General features: G+C 66.9%; 11 protein-coding genes. 8 read left to right on the forward strand and 3 right to left on the reverse strand.

From position 1 onward, the window contains the following. A partial coding sequence (locus VHP37_29120; GenBank protein ID HEX2830434.1) for a calcium-binding protein occupies positions 1-3,533 on the forward strand: 3,533 nt, incomplete at its 5' end. Positions 3,534-3,607: 74 nt separating this feature from the next. On the opposite strand, the gene VHP37_29125 is transcribed toward VHP37_29120, so the two are convergent. The 3 genes from VHP37_29125 to VHP37_29135 all read right to left on the reverse strand — a co-directional run bounded on the left by VHP37_29125 (position 3,608) and on the right by VHP37_29135 (position 5,483). Then, positions 3,608-3,880, reverse strand: a complete 273-nt coding sequence (locus tag VHP37_29125) for a hypothetical protein (protein HEX2830435.1) — start codon at positions 3,878-3,880, stop codon at positions 3,608-3,610. A 114-nt stretch (positions 3,881-3,994) separates the two neighbouring features. After that, positions 3,995-4,207 (reverse strand): hypothetical protein, encoded by a 213-nt coding sequence (locus tag VHP37_29130; protein ID HEX2830436.1) that lies wholly within the window; start codon positions 4,205-4,207, stop codon positions 3,995-3,997. A 298-nt stretch (positions 4,208-4,505) separates the two neighbouring features. Continuing rightward, positions 4,506-5,483: a tripartite tricarboxylate transporter substrate binding protein gene (locus tag VHP37_29135; protein ID HEX2830437.1), complete on the reverse strand. Its 978-nt coding sequence runs from the start codon at positions 5,481-5,483 to the stop codon at positions 4,506-4,508. A 432-nt stretch (positions 5,484-5,915) separates the two neighbouring features. On the opposite strand from VHP37_29135, the gene VHP37_29140 reads away from it, so the two are divergent. From VHP37_29140 to VHP37_29170, 7 genes are all read left to right on the forward strand, one after another. After that, positions 5,916-10,430: a calcium-binding protein gene (locus VHP37_29140; GenBank protein HEX2830438.1), complete on the forward strand. Its 4,515-nt coding sequence runs from the start codon at positions 5,916-5,918 to the stop codon at positions 10,428-10,430. Between the two features lie 192 nt (positions 10,431-10,622). Then, positions 10,623-11,099 (forward strand): hypothetical protein, encoded by a 477-nt coding sequence (locus tag VHP37_29145; protein HEX2830439.1) that lies wholly within the window; start codon positions 10,623-10,625, stop codon positions 11,097-11,099. Between the two features lie 77 nt (positions 11,100-11,176). Beyond that, complete coding sequence (locus VHP37_29150; protein ID HEX2830440.1) at positions 11,177-12,130, forward strand: tripartite tricarboxylate transporter substrate binding protein; 954 nt, start codon at positions 11,177-11,179, stop codon at positions 12,128-12,130. 202 nt (positions 12,131-12,332) lie between these two features. Then, the gene (locus VHP37_29155) at positions 12,333-12,530 is read left to right on the forward strand and encodes a YezD family protein (GenBank protein HEX2830441.1); all 198 of its coding nucleotides are present in this window, start codon (positions 12,333-12,335) and stop codon (positions 12,528-12,530) included. Positions 12,531-12,643: 113 nt separating this feature from the next. After that, on the forward strand, positions 12,644-13,357 hold the full coding sequence (locus VHP37_29160) for a phosphoadenylyl-sulfate reductase (protein HEX2830442.1): 714 nt from the start codon (positions 12,644-12,646) through the stop codon (positions 13,355-13,357). A gap of 16 nt (positions 13,358-13,373) precedes the next feature. Continuing rightward, positions 13,374-14,309 (forward strand): sulfate adenylyltransferase subunit CysD, encoded by a 936-nt coding sequence (gene cysD, locus VHP37_29165; GenBank protein ID HEX2830443.1) that lies wholly within the window; start codon positions 13,374-13,376, stop codon positions 14,307-14,309. Beyond that, complete coding sequence (locus VHP37_29170; protein HEX2830444.1) at positions 14,309-15,586, forward strand: GTP-binding protein; 1,278 nt, start codon at positions 14,309-14,311, stop codon at positions 15,584-15,586. Before cysD ends, VHP37_29170 begins: the two co-directional genes overlap by 1 nt. Positions 15,587-15,608 lie beyond the last annotated feature (22 nt).

Here is a 15,608-nt window from a genome sequence, read left to right on the forward strand (position 1 = left end):
TGATCGGCGCGGCAGCGATCAACGGCACGGGCAACGCGCTGGCCAACGTGCTCACGGGAAATGCCGCCGCCAACGTGCTGGCGGGAGGCGCCGGAGACGACACCTACGTCGTCGACAGCGCGGCGGATACCGTCGTCGAGAGCGCCGGTGCAGGCGTCGATCTGGTGCAGACTTCGATCGACTACACCCTCGGCGCGAACCTCGAGAATGTGACGATCGCCGGAACCGGCGCCGTCAATGTCCGCGGCAATGGGCTCGCGAACATGTTGCGCGGTAACGCCGCGGCGAACACGCTCGACGGCGGCGCCGGTGCGGACGCGATGCTCGGCGCCGGGGGCGACGATCTCTACGTCGTCGACAACGTGGCCGACGTCGTCACTGAAAATCCCGACGCGGGCGCGGACACGGTGCGCACGAGCGTGTCTTACGCGCTCGCGGCCAATGTCGAGAACCTGACGCTGCTCGATGGCGCCGTCACCGGAGCGGGGAACGGCCTGAACAATACGATCGTCGGCAACAGCGCCGCCAACACCCTCGAGGGGCGGGCGGGCGACGATACGTACGTCATCGACAGCGCTGCCGATCTCGTCGTCGAGAATCCGAACGAAGGCGTGGACACGGTGCGCACGGGCGTGACCTACACGCTGGCACCGAACGTGGAGAAGCTGGTGCTCACCGGTTCGATGGCTGCCGACGGCACGGGTAACGCGCTGAACAACGTGCTTGCCGGCAACGCGGCGGCGAACAGGCTCGCCGGCGACAGGGGCGACGATACGTACCTCGTCTACGACACGGCGGATACGCTCGTCGAGCGCGCCGGCGAGGGCGTCGACACGGTCGAGAGCACAGTGACCTACACGCTCGGCGCGAACGTCGAGAATCTCACTCTCGCCGGCGCCGGCGCGATCGACGGAACCGGCAACGAGCTCGACAACGTGATTGCGGGAAACGCAGCGGTCAACCGTCTCACCGGCAGCGCGGGCAACGATATGCTCGACGGCGCGGCGGGTGCGGATTCGATGCTCGGCGGAACCGGCAACGATATCTACGTCGTCGACAATGCAGCGGACTCCGTCGTCGAAAAACCCGGCGAAGGAACCGATACGGTGCGCAGCTCGATCGGTTATACGCTCGGCGCCGACGTCGAGAACCTGGTGCTGACGGGCGCCGCCGCGATCAACGGCCTCGGAAACGGGCTCGCTAACGCGATCACCGGAAACGCAGCGGCGAACGTTCTCAACGGGGCGGCGGGCGACGATACGCTCGACGGCGGCGCGGGCGCCGACACGCTGACCGGTGCTGCCGGCAACGATCTCTATGTCGTCGACAATGCCGGCGATACGGTCGTCGAGAACCCGAACGACGGCGTCGACACCGTGCGCGCCTCGATCACGCTCACACTCGCCGCCAACGTCGAGAACCTCGCATTGACCGGAACGGCGGCGATCGACGGCAAGGGCAACGACCTTAACAACGACATCGGCGGTAACGACGCGAACAACACGCTCGACGGCGGCCGGGGCACGGATACATTGCGCGGCGGGCGCGGTGACGATGCGTACGAGGTCGACAACTCAGCGGATGTCGTCCTCGAAAATGCGAACGCGGGGCTCGACGTCGTACGCACTGTCGTGACCTATACCTTGCCTGAGAACGTCGAAAACCTGGTGCTTGTCAGCTTTACTGCCATCGATGGCACCGGCAACGCGCTCGACAACGTCGTCGCCGGTAATTCGCTCGCGAACGTGCTGAGGGGTGCCGGCGGCAACGACCGGCTCGACGGCGGCGGCGGCGCCGACACTCTGATCGGCGGCCCGGGCAACGACACGTACGAGCTGCTGAGGATTCGGGACACACTGACCGCGCAGACTTTCGGAGGGCAATTCTTTACGTTCGCGCGTCCCGGCGAGGAGATCCTCGTCGAACAAACGAACGAGGGACGGGACACGGTCGTGAGCCGGACCAGTCACACGTTGCGCGCGAACATCGAGGCTCTCGTCCTGACGGACGACGCGCTGCCGGTATGGGCCGGCACGGCGGAGGAGCTGCTCGGACGGAATTCGGCGCTGGAATCGCTGGTCGAGGGCGTCGGCAACGACCTCGCGAACACGCTGAACGGCGGCGCGAAGAACAACAGGCTGAACGGGCTCGGCGGCGCGGATACCCTCTTCGGCGGCGCGGGAGACGACATCATCGACGGTGGCGACGGCAACGACTTCATCGACGGCGGACCAGGCTCCGACTCCATGGACGGCGGTGCGGGCGACGATACCTTCATCGTCGACCGTGAGTCCGACGCGACCTCGGATAGCGGCGGCTTCGACGTGGTACTGAGCTCGACCAGCTACAAGCTCGGCTCCGGCATCGAGAACCTGACGCTGACCGGGAATGCGACTTCGTCCGGCAAAGGCAACGCGGAGAGCAACCTCCTCACCGGCAACGACGCAGCGAATACCCTGTTCGGCGGAACGGGCGGCGTGGACACGCTGCGCGGCGGTGCGGGCGACGACACGTATTACGTCTATACGGGGTTCTTCGACGGCGTTGTCGAGAACTCGAATCAAGGCATCGACACCGTCGTCTCCGAAGGCGATTACACCCTGGGTGCAAACCTGGAAAAGCTCGTCCTGGCGTGGGATAACTCGAAATACGGCATGGCCGGCAGCCGCGGCTGGATCGGGCGCGGCAACGCACTGGACAACGAGATCGTGGGGACCCAAAGCGCCGGCGACACGCTGCTCGGCGAAGGCGGGAACGACCTTCTGAAAGCCGTTTCAGGTGCGAGGCTGGACGGCGGGATCGGCAACGATGTCATGCAAGCTGCCGTCAGCGGCAGCACGCTCACCGACGTGTCCGGCAACAACCTTCTGCACGACGGCGCGGGGTGGAACAGCCTCACCGTGGGTGACGGCAATGATCTGCTCATCGCCGGCCGCGGCGACGATACGATCACCACCGGAGCCGGCCGCGACGTCATCGGGTACAACCGCGGCGACGGTGCCGACGTCGTGAACGCGAGCGCGGGCGCCGATAATACGGTCAGCCTCGGCGGCGGGATTCGTTACGCCGACATGACGCTGAACAAGGTCGTGAACGATCTCGTGCTCGGTCTCGGCGCGGGCGACAGCATCACCTTCAAGGACTGGTATGCCGCACCGGCGAATCGCAGCGTGCTCAACATGCAGTTGATCGCGGAGGCGATGGCGGATTTCAACGCCGCCTCGGCCGATCCGCTGCGCAACCGCAAGGTCGAGACGTTCAACTTCGCCAACATCGCGAACGCGTTCGATGCATCCGGCGTTGCGACCGCATGGGCGCTGACCGATACGCTGCTTCGGCAGCATCTCGCGAGCTCGAGCGACACCGCCGCGATCGGTGCGGATGTCGCCTATCGCTACGGCAGGAGCGGTTCGCTCGCAGGCATGGGGTTCGATCCGGTCGTCGGCATGCTCTCGAACGGCGCGTTCGGCGCGTCGGCGCAGGCGCTGCAGGGCGCCGCCGCGACCGACGTGGGCGCGAAGCGCCTGATGTGAATGTGCGCGACGCGCAAAGAAAAAGCCGGCTCATCGCCGGCTTTTTCTTTGAAGCGGGAGGTTCGCGAATAAAGCTACTCGAGCTCCTCCGGATCGCTCGCCCGCACGCGGTCCCACGCGGCTTCGATGCGGGTGTCGAGATCGTCGACCAGGGACGGCAGCAGGAGCAGCTCGCTGATCATCGTCTCGAGCTCGTCGTCGAGGCCGTCTTCGCCGCCGTGCATCGAGGGGGCGTCATACAGCGTGGTGGCGAGCTCGATCTGCGCATCGAGCTCCGCCGCGCGGCAGATCAGCGAATGGCGGGTTGCGATGAGCGTGGCCAGGTCGTGGGCTTCTTGTGAAAGCATCGGGAGAGCGGCACGACCGACGCGTGCCGTGGGCGAAAGCGCGCAAGGATAGCCGAGAAACGCGGCCGCGAACGCGCCGCGCGCCGGGTGCGCGGGTAAAAATCCCTCTTTTCCTCACAGCAGCGCCGCGATGATCAGCACCAGCACGCCGATGACGGCGACGAGGACCAGCACCCCGATCAGCAGGGCTTCTCCTCGCCCGCGCTTCGTTCCTTGCCGGTCCGCCGGCTCGCCCGGCGCACGGGCGCGGATATGCCGGTCGAATTCTTCACCCTCGGCCTGTTCCATGACCTGCCGCAAGGCGGTTGCTTCCCGATCGGTGAGCATGCGTGTCGTGATTCGCGGTAAAAGCAAGCGGCGGCCGAAGCCGCCGCGAAGTGTGATGTCGAGGACCCGCCGTTAAAGCACATGCAGTACCAGAATTCGAGAGTGCGAGCCGGCACAACCACTTAGCGGCACTTGTCCTCGAGCCGCGCGCGCATCTGTAAAGCACGCCGACAGTTCCCTCGCGCGCACGCCTGGCGTTTCGTTCAAATCCGGCTGAAAAAAATTCGAGCTCGCGTGACACCCGCGTGAACGAAAAAGCCCGCTGTTCGCGGGCTTTTTGTTGGGGCAGTGAAACCGCTTACTCGACCTTCACCTTCGCCGCCGCAGCGACCTTCTTCCACTGCGGAATCTCTTTCGCGATGATCGCCCCGAACGTCTCGGGCGAGCCGCCGGCCGGCGCGACGCCGTCGGCTTCGAGCTTCTCGATCATGTCCTTCTGGCTGATGATCTTGGTCACTTCCGAGTTGATGCGGTCCACGATCGCGCGCGGTGTGCCTTTGGGCGCGATGAAGCCGTGCCAGTTGGAGACGTCGTAGCCTTTCACCGTCTCGTCGACCGCGGGTACGTTCGGCAGCGCCGGGATGCGCTTCGCGGTGGTCACCGCGATCGCGCGGAGCCGCCCCTGCTTCACGATCGGCATCGTCGCCGCGATCGAGCCGAAGATGAGCGTCGTCTGGCCGCCCATGGTGTCGGTGAGCGCCGGACCGGTGCCTTTGTACGGGATGTGGTTCATCTTGATGCCGGCCTGCATCGCGAAGAGCTCGGTCGCCATGTGCACGATGCTGCCCTGGCCGCTGGTCGCGTAGTTGATGTCGCCCGGCTTGGCCTTCGCCGCGGCGATCAGCTCCTTGATGTTCTTGACGGGCAGCGACGGATGCACCGACACGAGGAACGGGCCCTTGGCGATCTGGATGATCGGCTGGATGTCGGTGACGGGATCGAAGTTGAGCTTGTAGAGGCTCGGGTTCACGGTGTAGCTCGCGGCGACCATCGTCAGCGTGTAGCCGTCGGGCGGCGATTTCACGCCGAGCTCGGTGCCGATCGTGGCGCCGGCGCCGGGACGGTTCTCGACGATGAATTGCGGGCCCTTGATCGCCTCGGTCAGCTTGGTCGCGATGAGGCGCGCGATGAAATCGGTGCCGCCGCCGGGCGCGAAGGGCGCGATGATGCGCACGGGCTTGGTGGGCCATTGCTGGGCCGACGCGGTGCCGATCGTGCCGACGACGGCGGCGGCGACGAGCGTGAAGCGGAGCGTTGCCTTGGTTGCTGCGAGCATGGGGGTCTCCTGTAAGAGAGGTGCTTGGGGCTCGACTCCCTAACAGTCTGGGTCGGACCCCGTGGGTGGGGGGTTGCCGCGGGGGCGGAACTATATCATTTCCGATCGAAATCTAACGTTTTGTCAGATTTGCCCGGGCATCTCCCGCGCCGGTAAAGTCGCGCCCCTGTGCGGCTCGACTCATAAGGCGGGGGAAACAGGGACTTCGGCCGGCACGCCGCGTCATGCGGCCTGCCGGCCTTTCTTTTGTCAATCGGTCAAATCTCGCGTTCCGGGAGGTTTGCCCCGCCGTAGCCGTGTCTATACAGTCGCGTGAGCAACTACAAGAACCCGTGCAGGGCTCGAACGCTCGTCGTCTCGATTTCCGTTCGCTGACCCGCCGCGGATAACCGCGCGCTCGCTCGCGCATATACAAGCTCAAAAGGGGGCTTCATGGCATCGAAGGTCAAGGCGGTTCCGATCATCCGCGGGACCGAGGGGGACGACGTGCTCCTCGGCACGGATAAGGGCGAGATCATCACCGCGCGCGGCGGCGTGGACGTGATCACCGCCGGCGGCGGCAACGACGTCGTCGACGGCGGTGCCGGCAACGACGCGATCGACGGCGGCGCCGGCAACGACCTCCTCGTCGGCGGCGACGGCAACGACACGCTGACCGATCACGAAGGCTCGAACGTCTTCGTCGGCGGCGCCGGCCACGATGTCATCTTCAGCTTCGGCGCGCAGTCCGCGGTCGTCGACGCCGGCACGGGCGACGACAGCATCTCGACCACGCTCGTCTCGACAGTCGAGGTCTCGGCGGGCGACGGCGCCGACGTCGTCGATGTCACGCAGGCGCAGTCCGCGCGCGTCGACGGCGGCGCGGGCAACGACCGCATCCGCCTGATCGAGGCGGGCACGGCGAGCGTGGACGGCGGCGCCGGCAACGACGACATCGATCTGTTCACCGGCGCGGCGACGCTCGCGGGCGGCAGCGGCAACGACGTCATCCGCATCGGCTTCGGCGCCACGCAGGCGAAGATCTCGACCGGCAGCGGCGCCGATACGATCGTGATCGAGCGCGCGTTCAGCCCGGCCGCGGTCACCGTCACCGACTTCAGCGCCGGCAAGAACGGCGACAAGCTCGACCTCTCGACGCTGCTCGGCCAGCTCAACGGCTGGGATCGGTCGACGAATCCGTTCGCGCTCGGTTACCTGCGCGTGACGCAATCGGGCAAGGACACGCTCTTTCAGGTCGATACCGGCGGCGGCGCCGACGGCGCGCAGTTCGAGACGCTCGCCGTCCTCCAGGGCGTGAAGGCGGGCAAGCTCATCTCCGCCAATTTCGAGCCGGGATATTCGCCCGACGGCGCGGCGCCGCCGGCGACGACGATCAACGGCACGGTCGGCACCGATACCATCACGGGCACCATCGGCGCGGACACGATCCGCGCGCGCGGCGGCGACGACTTCGTCAACGGCGGCGGCGGTAACGACCGCATCTTCGGCGAGGACGGCAACGACTCGCTGCGCGGCGACGGCGGCGACGACCTGCTCGACGGCGGCGCGGGCGACGACTTCCTCGACGATGCGCTCGGCAACAACACCTTCATCGGCGGCGCCGGCAACGACAACATCAACAGCACCGGCGCCGGCACGTCCGCCATCGACGGCGGCGACGGCAACGACGGCATCGTCGCGTTCGGACACGGCACGCTGAAGGCGGGCGCGGGCAACGACACGGTGATCAGCGGCGCGCTGACGAGCGTCGACCTCGGCACGGGCGACGACACCTATACGCTCGCTTTCGGCGAAGCGGGCATCGTCACGTCGGTGAACGCCGGCGACGGCAACGACACGCTGTCGATCCATGGCGCAGCGGTGGTGAACGCGGGCGCGGGCAACGACGTCATCGCGGCGGCCGCAACGCCCGGCCAACCGGTCACGATCACGACGGGCGCGGGCTCGGACCGTATCGTCGCGGCCGCTCTGCCCGACGTCGTTCACGCCGTGACCGTCACCGATTTCGCCGCGGGCGCGGGCGGCGACGTCGTCGACTTCTCGAACATCGAGATCCAGCTCCAGAACTGGGACGGTGCGACCAATCCGTTCGCGACCGGCCACATGCGCGTCGTGCAGCAGGGCGCCGACGCGCTGCTTCAGGTCGACTTCGACGGCGCCGGCGGGTTCTACGACTACGCGACGCTGACGATCCTGCGCAACGTCAACGCGGCGACGCTGACGAGCGCCAACTTCGCGCCGGGCTGGAGTCCCGACGGCTCGCCGCCCGGGGCGCGCACACTCACCGGCACCGAGGCCGGCGACAATCTCGTCGGCGACATCACCGACGACACCCTCTTCGCGCTCGGCGGCGACGATACGGTCAACGGCGGCCGCGGCGCCGACACGCTCTTCGGCGGCGAAGGCGACGACCATCTCGACGGCGGCCCAGGCAACGACGAGCTCCACGGCGGCGGCGGGAACGACAATCTCGTCGACTCGCTGGGCGCGAACCGCTTCTTCGGCGACGCAGGCAACGATCAGATCACGAGCCTCGGCGAATCCGCGTATGCCGAAGGCGGCGAAGGCGACGATCGTTTCGACTTCTTCGCGGGCAACGTCGAAGCGCACGGCGGCGCGGGCAACGACACGCTGAATGCCTTCGGCGCGCAGTCCGCAACGCTCGACGGCGGCGACGGCAACGACGGCTTCACGGTGACCGGCCAGCCGTTCAGCGGACCCTATCGGGTGTTCGGCGGCGCCGGCGACGACAACGTGGTGCTCGTCGCTACTGCCGAGATCGATGCGGGTGCAGGGAACGACTTCATACAGCTTACGTCCGGCGGGTTCAACAGCACGATCGCGACCGGCGACGGCAGCGATACGCTCGCGGTGACTGCGTTCTCCGGGAGCTCGGCCTCCGTCTCCGACTTCACGAGCGGCGCCGGCGGCGACGTGGTCGATCTCGCGCTCGTCACGCCTTTCCTCAACGGATGGGACGGCACCTCCAATCCCTTCGCGAGCGGTTTCCTCCGCGTCACGCAGAGCGGCGCGGATACGCTGCTCGAGCTCGATATCGACGGTGTCGTGGGCAGCGGCGGCTCCAACGTGCTCCTGGCGCTCCAGGGCGTGACCGCGAGCACGTTGACCGCCGCCAACTTCGCGCAGGGGTACGATCCGCAGCAGGCGCCGGTGATCGCGGACCAGACGTTCCCGGGAACGCCGTTCGACGACTTCATCACCGACGGCCTGGGCAACGACACGCTGCTGGGATTCGGCGGCAACGACTTCCTCTTCGCAAACCAGGGCAATGATCTGCTCGACGGCGGGGACAACGACGATGCGCTCGTCGACGACGTCGGCAGCAACACCTTCATCGGCGGCGACGGTAACGATTTCATCAACAGCTCGGGCGCGCTCGCAGCGACCGTCGATGCGGGCACGGGCAGCGACACGATCTCGCTGTCGCTCGTCGCTTCGGTGGATGTGCAGGCCGGTGCGGGCGTCGACCAGGCGACGATCGTCGGCTACTCCGGCGCGACCGTGAACATGGGCGAGGACGACGACCAGCTCGTCATCGGCTCGGACTTTGGCGTCGGCGTGGCGTACGGCGGCAGCGGCAACGACTACATCGTCGCGCAGACCGGCTCGACGATCGTGGATCTCGGCGAGGGGAGCGATCGCTTCGTCGTGCAGGGCGGAACCGCGCACACCGTGACGACCGGTGCGGGCACTGACACCATCGAGTTCTGGAACCCGGTGAGCTCGCCGGTGGTCGTCACCGATTTCACGGCCGGTCCCGGCGGCGACCGCATCGAATACACCGTAGTGGCCACCTCGTTTGCAGGCTGGGACGGCGTCACCAACCCGTTCGCAACCGGGCATGTGCGCCTCACGCAAGCCGGCGCCGACACGCTGTTCGAGATCGATCGGGACGGTGCGCTCAATCCCGAAGGCTTCGTCACCTATGCGCTGCTGCAAGGCGTCGACGCGACGGCGCTCATGCCGGGCAACTTCGCGCCGACGTGGGACCTGGGGGGCTCGCAGGAGCTCACGCTCGTCGGCACCGACGATGCCGAGACGCTCGCCGGCAACGCGTCCGCGGACCACATCTTCGGACTCGCCGGCGACGACATCCTTCTCGGGTTTGCGGGCAACGACACGCTGGAAGGCGGTGACGATCGCGACACGCTCCTCGGCGGCGTCGACAACGACGTCCTCGACGGCGGCAACGGCAACGACTTCCTCAACGGCGAATCCGGCGACGACGTGCTGACGGGCGGCGCGGGCCGCGACACCCTCACCGATTTCGAAGGCAACAACGAGCTCTACGGCGGCGATGACGGCGACGCGATCAACGCGTTCGGCCTGAGCGCGTTCGTCGACGGCGGTACCGGCGACGACATGATCTCGGTGCAGACGGCCGGGCAGGCGCAGGTCCACGCCGGCGCCGACAACGACAACGTGACCATGCAGGGCGTCGCGGCCGGCTCGACGCTCGACCTCGGGGACGGCGACGATTTCGCGTTCGTGAACAGCGTCGATGTCACGGTGACCGCCGGCGCCGGCAACGACACCGTGCAGCTTGGCGGCGGCAGCGTCACGGTCGACATGGGCCAGGGCGACGACGTGATCGCGCTGGTCGCCTCTGCGGCAGACCATGCGGTCGCCACCGGTACGGGGACCGACTCGATCGTCCTCTTCTCCACGCAGGATCACCTCGCGACGGTCACCGACTTCACGACCGGCGCAGGCGGCGACGCGATCGACCTGCGGCAGGTGCTGGCGGCGACCCCGCCGGCCGGATCGCTGGGTGATTACGTCTCCGTCACCAACACCGGCGGCGGTACCGCGGTATTCGTCGACCCCGACGGCGTGGGGGGCGACTTCCACTGGGCGCTCACACTTCAAAACGTCTTCGATCAGAACGCCGCCGATATGGTGGCGAACGGCAATCTGTTGGTGTGAGGCCGCGACCCCAGCTGATCGGCGAGGGGGGGCGGCCGCCAAGCCGGCTCCTGCTGAGGGTGTTTCTATAGGCCAAGCAGTTCTTACTTTCTGAATTTATATTCCTTATAGGTGCATAAACTTCGCTGATACATTGCCGTAAACGTCTTATCGCAATGCCGCAACGCGGCAAGACCTTACGGAGTCAGCCCAGTGGTGCAGATACAGGAAGCCAGCCGCACCGACCTCACGGTGCGTTTGATCGCCGCAGCGGCGCGCGATCATGGTCCCGCGGTTTTCGTGCTCGGGACGTCGCTCGCAGACAGGGTGCTCGCGGACGTCATCGTGCGTCGCCGCATCCCGGTCGATCTGGTGGCCGTCGGCGCGGAAGCCGACGCGGTCCGGACCTGCCTCATTCGCGTGTACGACCTCGGCGTCGAGCGCGTTCGCACCGCGGACACGCTGGCCGACGCGCTGTTCGGCAAGCACGCCCGCCTCACCTCGGGCCGCGGGGCCGGCGTCCCGCCGTACGAGTACGACGCCGACCACGGCATGCTCAGGTTCAACCCGCTCGCCGGGTGGAGCGACGACGAGCTGCGGGCGTTCGCGGCGGCCGAGCACATCGACCCTTACGAGCCGGCGGGGCATCCGCACGCCTGTCGTCCCGACGCCGAGCGCGTCGCCGCCTGAAAAATCCGAACTCAAGACCGTCACCGGCGCGCCGTAACCAGCGGCTCGCTGCCCGAAGGAATAACGCTTTGAAAACGATGTTCAAACCCCTGGTCGCCGCGCTCGCCCTGGCGGCGACCGGCGCTTACGCTCAGAACTATCCCGCCAAGCCCGTCCGGCTCATCGTGCCGTTCGCACCCGGCGGCAGCACCGACATCCTCGCCCGCACCGTCGCCATCCCCCTCGGCCAGGCGTGGAAGCAGTCGGTCATCATCGACAACCGGCCCGGCGGCGGGACACTCGTCGGCACTCAGCTCGCGTCGGGGGCGCCGGGAGACGGCTACACCGCGCTCGTCACGAACATCGCCTACACGCTCATTCCCAGCGTGCAGGGCGAGGCGGGTGCGCAGGTCGCGCGGCGCCTGCGCGGCGTCGCTCAGCTCGTGTCGCAGCCGACCGTGGTGGCGGTGAATCCGTCGCTGCCGGTGAGGAACGTGGCGGAGCTCGTCAAGTACGCGAAGTCGAAGCCGGGCTCGGTGAATTTCGGCAGCAGCGGCATCGGCAGCGTCGGGCACCTCGCCGGCGAAGTGCTGCGCCAGCGCGCGTCGGTCGACATCACACACGTGCCGTACAAGGGCGGCGCGCCCGCGGCGATCGACACGATGACCGGCCAGATCCAGGTCGTCATGGTGGGACTCCCGACGGTCATGAGCTACGTCAAGACGGGCAAGCTCAAGATGCTCGCGGTGACCGATCCGAAGCGCGCGGCGGCGATGCCCGACGTGCCGACGGTCGCCGAAGGCGGTCTCCCCGGTTACTCGGTGACCAACTGGGTCGGCGTGCTTCTTCCGGGCTCCGCTTCCCCCGCCCTGGTCGAGCGCCTGAACAAGGACGTGGTCGCGGCGATCAAGTCGAAAGAGATCGGCGCCAAGCTCGAAGCGCAGGGCTTCGAGATCGTCGGTGGCACCGCGGCCTCCTTCGACCATTTCGTCCAGCGCGAGATCGGGCAGTGGACGGCGGTCGTCAAGAAGGCCGGCATCACCCAACTGTAAAACCTCAAATCGGGGACAGACCCCAATTTCCGCCCATTTCTGGCGGGTCTGTCCCTGATTCTCAATGGAATTTAAATCGGGATCTGCCCCCGATTTTAGGAAAACCGCGGGCAGACCTGAATTTTTGATGTCGCTATAAATTCGCCGATTGCGCTGCCGTTAACAGCACGGCTGTAGGGAAATCACCCGGCGGGACGAGGGAATGAAGAACACGACCAGCAAGACGGCGCAGGAGACCCTGGCGCGGCGGATACCCGCTGGCGTCGAGCGGCGCATTCTGGACGCCGTGGCGGGCATCCGCTACGGCTCGGTCGTGATCGCGATCCAGGACGGACGCGTGGTTCAGATCGATTCCACCGAAAAGCAGCGCATCCCCGCGGACGGGTTTCCCGAACATTGATTCGACAGGGCTGCAGGACTTGCAGCCCTTTTTGTCTCTACCGCAGCTGACCAGACGACTGGAGGCCGCCGAAACGACGAAGCGCTGCTCGCGCTTCGTGTGAAAGGTGCCTCATGTCGCCGCTTGCTTCACGGACCGAAATTCTCGCGCGCACGCTGCGTGACGCCGCGCGCGATCATGCGCCCGCCGCTTTCTCGTCGAGCCTCTCCGCCGAAGACATGGTCGTCACCGACGCCATCCTGTCGGCCGGCATCGACATCGAGATCTTCACCCTCGACACCGGCCGACTGCACGGCGACACGCTCGAGCTGATCCAGAAGATCAAGCAACGCTACGGATACGCCGTGCGCGTGTACACGCCGCAGGCCGACGCCGTCGCGCACTACATCGCACGCCACGGCCGCGACGGCTTCTACGATTCGCCCGAGCTGCGCCGCGAGTGCTGCCACATCCGCAAGGTCGAGCCGCTCCAGCGCGCGCTCGCCGGCAAGGGCGCGTGGGTCACCGGCCTGCGCAGCGTCGCGCACGCGCGCGAAGCCATCTCCGTCCGGCAGTTCGACGCCGCCTACGGCCTGGTCAAGGTGAACCCGCTCGCGACGTGGACCGAGGAGGACGTGTGGGAATACGTCCGCGCCAACGACGTCCCTTGCAACCGACTCTACGACCAGGGCTACCGCTCGATCGGCTGCGCGCCGTGCAGCCGCCCCACCACGCCCGGCGAGGAAGTGCGCGCCGGCCGCTGGTGGTGGGAGCAGGGCGCGGTGCGCGAGTGCGGCCTGCACGTGAGCGCGGAAGGCAAGCTCGTACGGACGAAACAAACAGCCTAATCACAAGGAAGCAAACATGAACCTCGCTGAAGCAAAAGAGCTGCGCGCAGGCCCGATCGCCCGCGAGCACCTCGACTGGCTCGAAGCCGAGTCGGTCTACATCCTGCGCGAAGTGGCCGCCGAGTGCACGAACCCGGCCATGCTCTTCTCCGGCGGCAAGGACTCGATCGTGATGCTGCGCCTCGCGGAGAAAGCGTTCCGTCCGGGCAAGTTCCCGTTCCCGCTGCTCCACGTCGACACCGGCCACAATTTCCCCGAAGTGATCGATTTCCGCGACCGCAAAGCCGTGCAGCTCGGCGAGCGTCTCGTCGTCGCGCACATGGAAGAGTCGATCAGGCGCGGCACGGTGAAGCTGCGCCGCGCCAACGACAGCCGCAACGCCGCGCAATCGGTCACGCTGCTCGAAGCGATCGAAGAGCACGGTTTCGACGCCGCGATCGGCGGCGCGCGCCGCGACGAAGAGAAAGCGCGCGCGAAAGAGCGCATCTTCAGCTTCCGCGACGAGTTCGGCCAGTGGGACCCGCGCAACCAGCGCCCCGAGCTGTGGGAGCTGTACAACACGCGCGTCCATCCCGGCGAGCACGTGCGCGTGTTCCCGATCAGCAACTGGACCGAGCTCGACGTGTGGCAGTACATCGCGCGCGAAGGGCTCGAGCTCCCGTCGATCTACTACGCGCACCCGCGCGAGATCGTGCGCCGTAACGGGCTGCTGGTGCCGGTGAGCGACCTCACCCCGCCGCGCGACGGCGAGAAGGTCGAAGTCGCGACCGTGCGCTTCCGCACCGTCGGCGACGTGACCTGCACCTGCCCGGTCGAGTCGAGCGCCGATTCGCCCGAAGCGATCATCGCCGAGACCGCGGTCACCCGCATCACCGAGCGCGGCGCCACCCGCATGGACGACCAGACCTCCGAAGCCTCGATGGAGCGTCGCAAGAAGGAAGGGTACTTCTGATGGATATGCACGTTAACAAAGAGATCGAGCGCGCCGGCGTCGAGGGCGCGGTGCTGCGCTTCATCACCTGCGGCAGCGTCGACGACGGCAAGAGCACGCTCATCGGCCGCATGCTGCACGACAGCCGCCAGGTGCTGGAAGACCAGCTTGCCGCGGTCGAGAAAGCCTCGACCAGGCGCGGCATGGCAGAGGTCGATCTTTCGCTGCTGACCGACGGCCTCGAAGCCGAGCGCGAGCAGGGCATCACCATCGACGTCGCGTATCGCTATTTCTCGACGGCCAGGCGCAAGTTCATCATCGCCGACACGCCGGGGCACGAGCAGTACACGCGCAACATGGCGACGGGCGCCTCGACCGCGCACGCCGCGATCGCGCTGTGCGACGCGAGCAAGGGCCTGCTCGAGCAGAGCCGCCGCCACCTCTACATCGCGCACCTGCTCGGCATCCGCCATCTGATCGTCGCGGTCAACAAGATGGATCTCGTCGGCTACGACCAGAAGACGTTCGAGCGGATCCGCGCCGATTTCTGCGCGTTCGCCGACAAGCTCGAAGGCAAGCCCGCGCTCCGCTTCATCCCGCTCTCCGCGTTCAAGGGCGACATGGTCGTCGACCGCGGCGACAACCTCGACTGGTACAAGGGGCCGGCGCTCCTCGAGCTGCTCGAAACGCTCGAGCCCGAAGTCGCCGCCACCGAAGCGCCTTTCCGTTTCCCGGTGCAGCTCGTGCAGCGCGACGCCGAGCGCGGCCGCACCTATCTCGGCCGCGTCGCTTCGGGCCGCGTGAAAGTGGGCCAGGCGATCAAGGTCCTGCCCGGCGCGGTCGAGACGACCGTCAAGGCGATCTACTCGCACCTGGAATCGCGCGATTTCGCCGAAGCCGGCGAATCGGTGGCGATCTCGCTCCACGACGAGCGCGACATCGTTCGCGGCGACCTGATCTCCGAAGCCGAGCGTCCTTCGACGCTCGAGCGCGGCTTCGACGCGACCCTGGTGTGGATGTCGACCGACGCGCTCAAGCCCGGCGGCCGTTACCTCATCAAGCACACCAGCCGCGTCACCAAGGCGAAGATCGCGCGCGTCAACCACCTCGTCGACATCAAGACCCTCGACAACGTGGAAGCGGGTGAGACGATCGGCGTCAACAGCATCGTGAAGGCGACGCTCAACGTGCAGCAGCCTCTCGCGATCGACGCGTATGCGAAGAACCGAACGACCGGCGCGTTCATCCTGATCGACGAAGCGAGCAACCAGACCGTTGCCGCGGGCATGATCGGATAAATCGTGTGGCGGCTTGATCGGT

This window comes from Burkholderiales bacterium, assembly GCA_036262035.1.
GTDB lineage: Bacteria > Pseudomonadota > Gammaproteobacteria > Burkholderiales > SG8-41 > JAQGMV01.

Coding starts and splice junctions, on each gene's coding strand:
- VHP37_29125 (HEX2830435.1), bottom strand. CDS start 3,880: ATGCTTTCACAAGAAGCCCACGACCTGGCCACGCTCATCGCAACCCGC.
- VHP37_29130 (HEX2830436.1), bottom strand. CDS start 4,207: ATGCTCACCGATCGGGAAGCAACCGCCTTGCGGCAGGTCATGGAACAG.
- VHP37_29135 (HEX2830437.1), bottom strand. CDS start 5,483: ATGCTCGCAGCAACCAAGGCAACGCTCCGCTTCACGCTCGTCGCCGCC.
- VHP37_29140 (HEX2830438.1), top strand. CDS start 5,916: ATGGCATCGAAGGTCAAGGCGGTTCCGATCATCCGCGGGACCGAGGGG.
- VHP37_29150 (HEX2830440.1), top strand. CDS start 11,177: ATGTTCAAACCCCTGGTCGCCGCGCTCGCCCTGGCGGCGACCGGCGCT.
- VHP37_29155 (HEX2830441.1), top strand. CDS start 12,333: ATGAAGAACACGACCAGCAAGACGGCGCAGGAGACCCTGGCGCGGCGG.
- VHP37_29160 (HEX2830442.1), top strand. CDS start 12,644: ATGTCGCCGCTTGCTTCACGGACCGAAATTCTCGCGCGCACGCTGCGT.
- cysD (HEX2830443.1), top strand. CDS start 13,374: ATGAACCTCGCTGAAGCAAAAGAGCTGCGCGCAGGCCCGATCGCCCGC.
- VHP37_29170 (HEX2830444.1), top strand. CDS start 14,309: ATGGATATGCACGTTAACAAAGAGATCGAGCGCGCCGGCGTCGAGGGC.